The organism is Simplicispira piscis, from assembly GCF_054783455.1.
Map to the genome: position 1 here is coordinate 148,534 of NZ_BAAGQN010000016.1, position 11,293 is coordinate 159,826.

The following is an 11,293-nucleotide window of genomic DNA, read 5'->3' on the forward strand; positions in this document are numbered from 1 at the left end:
GTTAGCAGCTATATTGTTGATAGCAATCGGATGTTTGATAGCAGCCATTTCTTGCTTGTTACTGTGTCACCAACGTGACGCTCTCTTAGTAGTTTTACTGCCAACACCAGTAACCAAATGCTGTTATATTGCACTGCAACATATTGGATTTCGCCCCATGCTCTACCAGATCTTTGAAACCCAGCGCTCCTTCATGGAACCCTTCGCAGATTTTGCGTTGGCTGCTTCCAAGCTCTACAGCAACCCGTCCTCGCCGTTCCAGAAGACGCCGCTGGCCCAGCGCATGTCGGCAGGCTACGACCTGATCTATCGGCTGGGCAAAGACTACGAAAAACCGACCTTCGGTATCCGGACTGTGGCCGTGAACGGCGTTGAAGTGGCGATCCACGAACGCGTGGAACTGGACAAGTCTTTCTGCGAACTGCGCCGCTTCAAGCGCTTCTCGGACGATCCGAAGACGCTGGAAAACCTCAAGATCCAGCCCGTGGTGTTGATCGTGGCGCCCTTGTCAGGCCACTACGCCACATTGCTGCGCGACACCGTGCGCTCCATGCTCAGCGACCACAAGGTCTACATCACCGACTGGAAGAACGCGCGCCTGGTGCCTCTTTCCGAGGGTGAATTCCACCTGGATGACTACATCAACTATGTGCAGGAGTTCATCCGTCACCTGCAGGGAAAATACGGCAACTGCCATGTGGTCAGCGTGTGCCAGCCCACCGTGCCTGTGCTGGCAGCGGTTTCTTTGATGGCCAGTCGTGGCGAAAAAACACCGCTGTCGATGACCATGATGGGCGGCCCCATCGATGCCCGCAAATCGCCCACTGCAGTGAACAACCTGGCCAGCGAGCGAAGCTACGAGTGGTTTGAGAACAATGTCATTTACCGTGTCCCGGGCAATTTCCCCGGCGCGGGACGCCGCGTCTATCCAGGTTTCCTGCAGCACACCGGTTTCGTGGCAATGAACCCCGACCGCCACGCCGTCAACCACTACGACTACTTCAAGAACCTGATCAAGGGCGACGACAACAGCACCGAAGCCCACCGCAAGTTCTACGACGAGTACAACGCCGTACTCGACATGGATGCGGACTACTACCTTGAAACCATCAAGACCGTGTTCCAGGACCACAAGCTGGTCAACGGCACCTGGGACGTGCGTTCCTCTGCGGGCACGATCGAACGGGTGCGTCCGCAAGATATCACCCAGGGTGCCCTGCTGACCGTTGAAGGTGAGTTGGACGATATTTCCGGCTCGGGCCAGACCCGCGCCGCGCACGACCTTTGCAGTGGTCTGCCAGGCAAAGAGCAACGCCATCTGGAGGCCAAGGGTGCCGGTCACTACGGCATCTTCAGCGGTCGCCGCTGGCGTGAGACGGTGTACCCAGCGGTGCGTGCTTTCATTCTGGAGCATCAAAAAGTGGCCAAGCCGCAGGCACCCGTTGTCGCCGCTCCCGCTGCAGCCGCCGCTCCAAAGGCGGTCGCCCGCGCAGAAGCCAGTCCAGCCAAGGTCGTCGTTGCTACCAAGGCAGTCGCAAAGCCCAAGGCCGCCCCGTCCAAGGGCGTGGCAGCATCCAAGGCCGCCGCAGGCAAGGCTGTGAGCGCGAAGGTCGTCGCATCTGCGCACGCTACCAAAGCAGCAAAATCGGCTGTAGCCGCCCCTGCCAACAAAAAAACCCCTGTTGTTGCGGCCAAGCCTGTGCCGACGGCATCGCCCGCAGATCCCACGGCTCCCACCACGCGCTGGGCCACGCCGGCAGGCAACGCTTCGGCGTCGCCCACAGCCGCAGCGGCGCCTGCCGTGCAGCCTGAGCGCGAAGCCGTGGCCGTAGCCAATACCACGGTCACCGCAGCGCCCCCAGCAGTGCGCAGCAAAAATCCGGCGCGCAACAAGGCCGCCTGACCCCGGCAATGCCCATACGGCAAGCGGGTCTGGCGGCCCGCATTGAAGCGGCCCTGCCGCAGACGCAGTGCACGCGCTGCGGCTATGCCGACTGTGCAGCCTACGCACACGCCATTGCAGCGGGAGACGCGGGCATCAACCAATGCCCCCCAGGCGGCGCGCAAGGCGTCGCCCGGCTGGCAGCAATTACGGGCTTGCCCGTGCAGGCCCTTGACCCCCAGTACGGCGTGGAAGGGCCACGCAGTGTGGTGGTGATCGACGAAGACTGGTGCATTGGTTGCACGCTGTGCATCAAAGCATGCCCCGCAGACGCCATCGTGGGTGCCAACAAGCTCATGCACACCGTTTTGCCAGAGCATTGCACGGGTTGCGAGCTGTGCATTCCGGCCTGCCCAGTTGATTGCATGGCGCTGGTCAACGCCAGTGGGCCAGCAACGGGCTGGGATGCCTGGTCGCCCGCGCAGGCGCAACAGGCGCAAGAACGCTACCACCAGCGCCAGGCTCGCCTGGCCGTTGGTGACTGTGCTGTGCTTGACAGGCGCCTGGTCAACGGCCAGGAGGACGCTGCCAGTGCGCCGCAGGGCGACGCCCCACCCTCCTCGCCTATTGCAGACAAACAGGCCACCATCGCGGCCGCATTGGCAAGGGCACGGGCTCGCCGCTCCCTCTAAAGCCGGTTGAGCGGCTACCTGGCTTTAGGCGCGCGCCGCCAAAGTCTTGTAGACCCCGCAGCCCACGTACAGGTCGTCCACCTTGCGCACGAACGACATTTTGGTCTGTACCTTGCCCGTGGCAGGGTTGTTGATGTCGTACTCGACCCATCCCGGGCCGCGCTCGGCCTGCGCAATGATGTCCTGCACCAACTGATCGCCGGCAATGCCCGGAATGTCCTGGACGCGCGTGCCTACTTTAGTGGCGTTGCCGGCAAAGGCCAGGTAGGTTCCACTGGAATCGAGTGCGAACACATACATGTCACGGTCGTGAAATGGCTGGTTTTTGTCGGTGATGCTGCGTAAAAACTGATCGCGTGAACCGCTCGAACGCATATTCACCGCGCGCTGGGTCAGCGCCACCGCCTCGTCCGCCGTGCCTTGCTGCAGACGGAAAGATTCGACCGCCCGGGAAAGCGTATTGGCCCGCCCTTCCAGCGCCCTGGCCTGCTCGACGGCATGTTCCACCATCTGCGCGTTGTGCTGGGTGATCTGATCGAGCTGGCGCACCGCTGTGGTGATCTCCTGCAGGCCGGTGCTTTGCTCGCCCCCGGAAGTGGCGATTTCCGACATGGTGGCCGCCACGCTGCGAATACCCGTGGCCATGGCAGAGATGCCCTCTCCAGCCGAGCGGATCAGGCCGGCGCTGGACTCCACCTGCCGTACCGACGCGCTGATCAGCGCACGGATTTCGCGGGCGGCTTCCCCGGAGCGTCCTGCCAGCGTGCGTACCTCAGAGGCCACGACGGCAAAGCCGCGACCCTGCTCGCCCGCCCGGGCAGCCTCGACGGCCGCGTTGAGCGCCAGGATATTGGTCTGGAAGGCAATGCTATCGATCACACCAATGATCTCGTTCATGCGGCGTGCATCTTGCTGGATGGCCTGCACCGATTCCACTGCGTGGGCCATGGCCTGGGTTCCGTGCTCGGCTGCACGGCTGACCTCACTGGCTTGCTGGTCTGCTGCGCGAATAGTCTGCGCATTGCCTTGCACAGTGGACGAGAGTTGCTCCACGCTGGCCGCCGTCTGCTCCAGGTTGGCGGCTTGCTGCTCCGTGCGGTCGGCCAGCGCCCGGCTGTCTGAAGAGATGGTTTGGCCTGCATGGGCGACCAGGGCGGCATTGCTGCGGATGTCAGCCACCATGGCCGAGAGGGTTTGCACCATGTGGTCCAGCCGCTGCGCCAAGTCCGCCAGCTCATCGTTTCCCGAGGTTTTGATGTGTACACCCAAATCGCCTTGGGCAGTTTTCTCCATGGCATGGGCCAGGGCGGCAAGGTCCGTGGCCAAACTGGCATACAACGCTGCCAGCAGGTACACGAGCAATGCCACGCAGACGCCAACGACAGTCCATTGCAGGCCTGCCCCGGTCTGCGGCGATGCCAGGCTGGCCGCTCCCACGAACATCGCCACCATCACCGCTCCCAGCAACATCAGTTTGCCCAGCAGGTGAAAGCGGCGCATCAGCCAGGTGCCTGGATGCATAAAGATGGAATCGGTCATGGGAGCCTCCTGGATTCTTATAAACCCCTCTGGCAGAAGAATCTCTGCTAAAGGTTTGCACATACTGTTACGAAATGCAAACCCACTACAGTGTTCACAGTCTGCTTGCACGGTACTGACACAGATGCCAAAACCCCCATTGCATACGACAAGGCGCGCCCAGGATGCGGCCATCGTGGCCGTGCCATCGCCCATAATGGCGGCCATATGAATCCCCTGCTTTCGCATTTGCAGCCCTACCCTTTCGAGCGGCTGCGACAGCTTTTTGCTGATGTACCGTTACCCACGGCCTTCTCCCCCATCAGCCTGGGCATGGGCGAGCCGCGCCATGCGACACCGGCCTTTATCAAGAGTGCACTGGTCGCGGGTCTGGATGGCCTGGCCAACTACCCGGCAACAGCAGGCGAAGCACGACTGCGCCAGGCTTTTGCAGACTGGCTGGGGCGGCGCTACGGTTTGGCAGTCGATCCGGCCACGCAGGTGCTTCCGGTGAATGGCTCACGCGAGGCCCTGTTTGCCTTTGCGCAGACCGTCATTGACCCCTCACGCGCCAACGCCACAGTGGTGTGCCCGAATCCGTTCTACCAAATCTACGAAGGCGCCACCTTGCTGGCGGGCGCCCAACCATACTTTGCCCCCAGCGACCCTGCACGCAACTTTGCGGTGGACTGGGACAGCGTGCCCGAGGCCGTCTGGCAAAACACCCAATTGTTGTTTGTTTGCTCTCCCGGCAACCCTACGGGGGCAGTCATGCCATTGGCAGAATGGAAAAAGCTGTTTGAACTGTCCGACCAGTATGGTTTCGTGATTGCCTCTGACGAGTGCTACAGCGAGATCTATTTCCGTGATGAGCCTCCGCTGGGGGGGCTGGAAGCCGCCGCGCAACTCGGCCGCAGCGACTTCCGTCGCATGCTGTCGTTTACCAGCCTGTCCAAGCGCAGCAATGTGCCCGGTCTGCGCAGCGGCTTTGTTGCTGGCGACGCCGCCTTGATCAAGGCGTTTTTGCTGTACCGCACTTACCATGGCAGCGCCATGGGGTCGGCGGTGCAAGCGGCCAGCGTTGCTGCCTGGAACGATGAGCAGCATGTGCTGGAAAATCGCAACCTGTACCGCGAAAAGTTCGCCCAGGTCACTCCCTTGCTAGCGCCTGTGATGGACGTGGCCCTGCCCGATGCCGGTTTTTACCTGTGGGCAGGCGTTCCCGCTGCGCTTGGCATGAACGATGCCGAGTTCGCACGGGCGCTGCTGGCTCAATACAATGTCACGGTACTTCCGGGCAGTTACCTGGCGCGCGAAGCGGCTGGCGCCAACCCGGGCGCCCAGCGCATTCGCATGGCCCTGGTGGCCGAAACCGCAGAATGCGTCGAGGCCGCCCGTCGCATCGTGCAATTCATTCAATCCCGTACCGCTTAAATCCATGACCCAACAACTGCAAAGCATCATCGAAACCGCGTGGGAGAACCGCGCCAGCCTGTCGCCCGACGTCGCCCCCAAAGAGGTGCTGGAAGCGGTCGAACATGTGATTGGTGAACTCAACACAGGCAAGCTGCGTGTGGCGACGCGCGAGGCGGTGGGTCAGTGGACGGTGCACCAGTGGATCAAAAAGGCCGTGCTGCTGTCGTTTCGGCTGAAAGACAATGAACTCATCCAATCGGGTGACCTGGGCTTCTACGACAAGGTGCCCACCAAGTTTGGCCACCTCACGGTCCAGGAAATGGCCGCCACCGGTGTGCGCGTGGTACCGCCTGCCGTGGCGCGCCGGGGCAGCTTCATCGCCCGTGGCGCCATCCTGATGCCGTCGTACGTGAACATCGGCGCCTACGTCGATGAAGGCACCATGGTGGACACCTGGGCCACCGTGGGCAGTTGCGCGCAGGTGGGCAAGAACGTACACCTTTCCGGCGGCGTGGGCCTGGGCGGTGTACTCGAACCCCTGCAGGCCAACCCCACCATCATCGAAGACAACTGCTTCATCGGCGCACGCTCCGAAGTCGTCGAAGGCGTCATCGTCGAAGAGAACTCGGTCATCAGCATGGGCGTGTACCTGGGCCAAAGCACCCCTATTTATGACCGCGCAACCGGCGAAGTGAGTTACGGGCGCATTCCTGCCGGCTCGGTGGTCATCAGCGGCAGCCTGCCCAAGGATGGTGGTCGCTACAGCCTGTATGCGGCCATCATCGTCAAGCGCGTAGACGCACAAACCCGCGCCAAGACCAGCCTGAACGACCTGCTGCGCGACTGATCAACAACCCGGCGCAGGCATTCGCACCCACAACACCTGAGGGAGTTCACCATGAGCACTATGGAGCGCATCCTGCGCCTGATGGCCGAGAAGAAGGCGTCAGACGTCTACCTGTCGGCCAACGCCCCGGCACTGATCAAGATCAACGGCGAGAGCGTGCCGATCAACAACCAGGTGCTGCCGCCTGATGCGCCGCGCAACCTGCTGTCTGAAATCGTGCCGCCAGACCGCATCGAGGAGCTGGAAGAAACGGGTGAACTCAACATGGGTGTGCCGCTGTCGGGTGTGGGGCGTTTCCGCGTCAGTGCCATGCGCCAGCGCGGCAGCTATGCCGTGGTCATTCGCTTCATCAGCCAGCAGGTTCCGGAGCTGAGCGACCTCAATCTCCCGCCCGTGCTGGGTGATCTGATCCTGGAAAAACGCGGCCTGATACTGGTCGTGGGCGCGACCGGTTCAGGTAAAAGCACCTCACTGGCCTCCATGATCGACCGGCGCAACAGCATGCAGACCGGCCATATCCTGACCATCGAAGACCCGGTCGAATACCAGTTCCGCAACCGCAAGTCGATCGTCAACCAACGCGAGGTAGGCAGCGACACCCAGTCACTGCAGACGGCCCTGAAAAATGCCCTGCGCCAGGCACCTGACGTGATCCTGATCGGTGAAATCCGCGACCGTGAAACCATGTCGGCCGCCATTGCTTATGCACAGTCGGGCCATTTGTGCCTGGCCACGCTGCACGCCAACAACAGCTACCAAGCGCTGAACCGCATTCTGAGCTTTTACCCCGTGGAAGTGCGCGCCACCATGCTGGGCGACCTGTCTTCGGCCCTCAAGTCCATCATCTCGCAACGCCTGGTGCGCACGGCCGCAGGCGAGCGGCTGCCCGCGGTCGAAGTGATGCTCAACACCAAGCTGGTGTCCGAACTCATCGAAAAAGGCGATTTTTCCGGTGTGCGTGAAGCCATGGAAAAATCGATGGCTGAAGGCTCTCAGACCTTCGAGGAAGACCTCGCGCGTCTCATCATGGAGAACCGTATCGACCGCAAGGAAGGCCTGGCTTACGCCGACTCGCCTACCAATCTGATGTGGCGCCTGCAAAACGATTTCGCGCTCGCCTCCAAAACCGCCCAGGCCAACAAGGAGGCTCGCGATGTCCAGAACCAGGACGACCAGCCCTCGTTTACCGAAATCATTCTCGATATCAAGTCAGACGCCTGACCGCTCACTTTTTCCATGTCACAAACCCTGCACCTGGCTGAAACGCTGATTGCCCGCCCCTCAGTCACCCCCAACGACGCCGGATGCCTCGCGCTGATTACCGAGCGACTGGAACCCCTGGGTTTCGTGTGCAAGGCCATGGACAGCGGCCCCGACAATTTCCGTGTCAGTAATTTATGGTCAAAACGCACTGTAGCGCCCGCCCATAAAGCGCAACACGCTATTAAAACAATAGTCTTTGCCGGCCACACCGATGTGGTTCCCACCGGACCGCTTGCGCAATGGAGCAGCCACCCTTTCACGCCCACGCAGCGTGGCGGCAAGCTCTACGGGCGCGGTGCCAGCGATATGAAGACCTCCATCGCCGCTTTTATAGTCGCCGTGGAAGAGTTCTTGCTGGCGACGCCGGACCCACTACTGAACATCGCCTTCCTTCTCACCAGCGACGAGGAAGGCCCATCGGTCGACGGCACCAAGGTGGTCGTCGAGCAATTGCGTGCCCAAGGTGAGCAACTGGACTACTGCATCGTGGGCGAACCCACTGCCGTGCGCAAAACGGGGGACATGATCAAGAACGGACGTCGCGGCACGCTCAGCGGCAAGCTCACCGTGCGCGGCATCCAGGGCCACATCGCCTACCCCCATCTGGCACGCAACCCCATTCACCAGGCAGTGCCCGCGCTGGCAGAACTTGCCGCCATGCGCTGGGACGCGGGCAACGCCTTCTTCCAGCCCACCAGCTGGCAGATGAGCAACATCCACGGTGGTACGGGTGCAAGCAACATCATTCCGGGCGATGTCGTTATCGACTTCAACTTCCGCTTCTGCACCGAATCTACCGCCGAAGGCCTAAAACAGCGCGTGCACGCCGTGCTTGACCGCCATGAACTCGAATACGAACTGCAATGGACGCTGGGCGGCCAGCCCTTTCTGACCACCCCCGGCGAACTGGTGGTTGCTGTGCAGCAGGCCATTGCCGACGAGACGGGCATCACCACCGAACTCTCGACCACTGGTGGTACCAGCGATGGCCGCTTCATCGCCACCCTCTGTCCCCAGGTCATCGAGTGTGGTCCACCCAACGCCAGCATTCACAAAATCGACGAGCACATCGCGCTGGTGGACATTGAGCCGCTCAAGAACATCTACCGCCGCACGCTCGAAAACCTCCACGCGCAGGCCCTGGCTGGCGCGCAGGCCGCATGAGTGCGGCCCCCGCCACATCCTTGCCGCCGCTCGCCGGCGACACCGTGGGCGCCCTCATCGCGTCGGGTGCGCAGCAGCTTCAGGCCGCTGGCGTGTCCTTCGGCCATGGCACCACCAACGCCCACGACGAAGCCGCATGGCTGGTGCTCTGGCGCCTGGGGCTGCCGTTGGACACCCCGCTTGGCGACGCACCTGATTCAAAGCAAAATCAGCCCGTAACGCCCATCCAGAAAGCGCTGGTAGCTACACTTTTTGAAGAACGCATCAGCACGCGCAAACCCGCAGCCTACCTCACGCGCGAAGCCTGGCTGCAGGGGGTGCCGTTCTATGTGGACGAACGCGCTATCGTGCCGCGCAGCCTGATTGCCGAGTTGATTGCGGAGGGGGGCTTTGATGATTTTCTGGATGAACACACGCACAGAGTACTGGATCTTTGTACCGGTAACGGTAGCCTTGCCATCCTTGCTGCTATGGCGTGGCCAGATGTACAGGTGACCGGCTCTGACATTTCCACTGACGCTTTGGCCGTTGCGCGGATCAACGTTGAACGCCATGGTCTGCAGGATCGCATTGCATTGCAGGCCAGCGACGGATTGGCGCAAGTTGCTGGCCCCTGGGACCTGATTTTGTGCAATCCTCCCTATGTCAATACGCAAAGCATGGGCACCCTGCCCCCAGAGTACCGCGCAGAGCCTGAATTAGCTTTGGCTGGTGGTAGCGATGGCATGGATTTTATTCGTGACCTGCTGCAAGGTGCCGCTGCGTGCATGAGTGAAAACGCCGTATTAGTACTTGAAATTGGAAATGAACGCGCGTACTTCGAAGCTGCTTTTCCTTCATTGCCGGTGTTCTGGCTGGAGACCAGTGCGGGCGAGGATGAAGTGCTTGTGATTACAGCAGAAGCCCTGACTGGCCAGAAAAATTTCTAAGATATTTCACAAGTCGTTTTGCTGTAAGTGGTAGGAAAATCTTAAACGGTACGTACTCCGCATTTTCAATGCTAGCACTATTCTGCAGATATCTGCGAATAATGAATGAAACGCATCTCGTGCTGATTGGAAGTAGGCGAATATCTCTTGCGCAAGGGGTATAAAATTTTAACAAACCATCCGCCAGTAGAAGTGTGAATTTATGCCTCTGAAAAATAACAACACAATAAAATTACTCTCAATATTTAAGGGGATGTGGTTCGTTTTATTTTTTGTTGGCCTGATTTTTGGCGTTGGATACCGATCATACATCGTTAACCATACGCACTCCCTCTCTGCGGGGTGTAGCTGGTGTTTTATTGCACCAGTATGGGCGCATGATCTATTATTTTTGGCAATAGTTTTAATTCTCAGTGCTTTTGTGCTGTTTTTTAAATCAAGCAAATTGCGATTGCTGTGGGCTTTTTTCATTATTCCTGCTGTTGTTTTTTTCTGGTTAGATATTATTATTTATAAAACATTAAACTATCGTGTTTATTTGAATGATGTTATTTTATTCTCCAGGGAAACCAATGCAATCTATACATTTATTCAAGCATTGAAATTTTCCCCTAAAGATCTTGCTTTAGTGATCTTTGGTGTTGTTAATATATTTGCTGCAATTGGCTTTGTTTTTTTTGCGCGCCGCTCTGTTTTTTTTGGACGACTATTAATTTACTTAGCCATACCAATTGGTGTTATATTTTTATTTTTTACAAAGAAAGACCCTGATTACATATTCAATGACACGGTAATGAATTTCATGGAAATAAATTACCCTTCGGGTGTTGACAAAGAATATCTTGACAACAAGAAAAATATTGGAAAAATTGATTCGATTAAAAAAATTGGTATCGACGGTGAAAACACATCTAGAAATAATGTCATCTTGTTAGTGATAGAGTCGCTGTCAGCTTACCATCTAGAAACACTGCTCCCCAACCAAAAAAAATACACCCCTTTTTTGGATAACCTGGCAAAACAAAATAGTTACTTTAGTAATTTTTTTGCCAACGGATTCACCACCGATGGCGGACTCATTTCTCTATTGACAGGCAGAAATCCTGTGCCTTCCATTGGTCGCTACAAAAGCGTTGACGCATTTCAGGGATTTGATTGCATTGATGATTCATTGCCTCAATTCATGAAATCAAAAGGATACAAAACCAATTTTTTCTCCAATAGCTCACTTGAATTTACAAATCTTGGCGGCTGGACGAAATCTATTGGATTTGATTATGTCGAAGGACCAAATAATAATTTTTACAAAGAATGGGAAAAGGGCCTGTTCGGTGCTGTCGAGGATCGAGCACTCTTCTTGCGTCTCCTGAATTGGATGGATGGCCGCGAAGAAACTGCGAACGAGCCATATATGGCTGTTCTCATGACCCATTCAACGCATCCGCCATTTGTTGATCCTGTCACCAAGTCAAATATTGAAACAGAAGTTTATCAATACATGGATAAATCGGTGGAGCAGTTTTTCAACGAGCTTACCAAGCGTGGATTTTTCACTCAAGGTGGAATTCTCTTAATTACTGGT

At 57.9% G+C, this 11,293-nt stretch carries 9 protein-coding genes; 8 read left to right on the forward strand and 1 reads right to left on the reverse strand.

All coding sequences use genetic code 11. From position 1 onward, the window contains the following. The first annotated feature begins 157 nt into the window (after positions 1 to 157). Positions 158 to 1,903, forward strand: coding sequence for a polyhydroxyalkanoate depolymerase (locus ACYVOC_RS12650; RefSeq protein WP_116003897.1), 1,746 nt, complete (start codon positions 158 to 160; stop codon positions 1,901 to 1,903). 8 nt (positions 1,904 to 1,911) lie between these two features. Then, positions 1,912 to 2,574, forward strand: a complete 663-nt coding sequence (gene rsxB, locus ACYVOC_RS12655) for an electron transport complex subunit RsxB (protein ID WP_116003896.1) — start codon at positions 1,912 to 1,914, stop codon at positions 2,572 to 2,574. Positions 2,575 to 2,598: 24 nt separating this feature from the next. On the opposite strand, the gene ACYVOC_RS12660 is transcribed toward rsxB, so the two are convergent. Further along, positions 2,599 to 4,113 (reverse strand): methyl-accepting chemotaxis protein, encoded by a 1,515-nt coding sequence (locus tag ACYVOC_RS12660; protein ID WP_116003895.1) that lies wholly within the window; start codon positions 4,111 to 4,113, stop codon positions 2,599 to 2,601. A 207-nt stretch (positions 4,114 to 4,320) separates the two neighbouring features. On the opposite strand from ACYVOC_RS12660, the gene dapC reads away from it, so the two are divergent. The 6 genes from dapC to ACYVOC_RS12690 all read left to right on the forward strand — a co-directional run. After that, a complete protein-coding gene (gene dapC / locus ACYVOC_RS12665) occupies positions 4,321 to 5,526 on the forward strand; it encodes a succinyldiaminopimelate transaminase (RefSeq protein ID WP_116006025.1) in 1,206 nt (401 codons plus the stop codon). A gap of 4 nt (positions 5,527 to 5,530) precedes the next feature. After that, entirely contained in the window at positions 5,531 to 6,355 is an 825-nt protein-coding gene (gene dapD, locus ACYVOC_RS12670) for a 2,3,4,5-tetrahydropyridine-2,6-dicarboxylate N-succinyltransferase (RefSeq protein ID WP_461162043.1), read from the forward strand. A 51-nt stretch (positions 6,356 to 6,406) separates the two neighbouring features. Continuing rightward, positions 6,407 to 7,576: a PilT/PilU family type 4a pilus ATPase gene (locus ACYVOC_RS12675; protein WP_116003893.1), complete on the forward strand. Its 1,170-nt coding sequence runs from the start codon at positions 6,407 to 6,409 to the stop codon at positions 7,574 to 7,576. Positions 7,577 to 7,591: 15 nt separating this feature from the next. Beyond that, entirely contained in the window at positions 7,592 to 8,782 is a 1,191-nt protein-coding gene (gene dapE / locus ACYVOC_RS12680; protein ID WP_461162044.1) for a succinyl-diaminopimelate desuccinylase, read from the forward strand. Further along, complete coding sequence (gene prmB / locus ACYVOC_RS12685) at positions 8,779 to 9,711, forward strand: 50S ribosomal protein L3 N(5)-glutamine methyltransferase (protein WP_461162045.1); 933 nt, start codon at positions 8,779 to 8,781, stop codon at positions 9,709 to 9,711. Before dapE ends, prmB begins: the two co-directional genes overlap by 4 nt. A gap of 202 nt (positions 9,712 to 9,913) precedes the next feature. Further along, positions 9,914 to 11,293, forward strand: a 1,380-nt coding sequence (locus ACYVOC_RS12690) for an LTA synthase family protein (RefSeq protein ID WP_461162046.1), incomplete at its 3' end; no start/stop codon positions are given.